This window comes from Sulfitobacter sp. UBA4523, assembly GCF_002388305.1.
GTDB classification, from domain to species: domain Bacteria; phylum Pseudomonadota; class Alphaproteobacteria; order Rhodobacterales; family Rhodobacteraceae; genus Sulfitobacter; species Sulfitobacter pontiacus.
The window spans coordinates 1-210 of record NZ_DGMH01000006.1 but is presented as its reverse complement, the minus strand read 5'-3'; the positions used below and the strand labels follow the sequence as shown (position 1 = coordinate 210).

Annotated in this window: 1 protein-coding gene; it reads right to left on the bottom strand. The window is 61.9% G+C overall.

The window, feature by feature from the left end; translation table 11 throughout:
- Positions 1–153: heme-binding protein (locus tag B3849_RS00935; protein WP_286779707.1), on the bottom strand; the 153-nt coding region annotated here is incomplete at its 3' end.
- Positions 154–210: the final 57 nt, after the last annotated feature.

The following is a 210-nucleotide window of genomic DNA, read 5'->3' as shown; positions in this document are numbered from 1 at the left end:
ACGCCCCGGTGCGGCACCGTCTTCCCGCTCGAAGGCTTGCACGTGGCCGCCCGCATCAAGCACCACTGCCGACAAGGGCTTCAGCCCCAGTTCGTGCCCCTTCTTGAACGTCTCGGCGATCATCGTCCGCGCCTGCTCTAATGTGACTGCCATGCTATCCTCACTGTTACTTCATTTTGCCAACTAAACTCCGGGGAGCGCGAGGGGCTG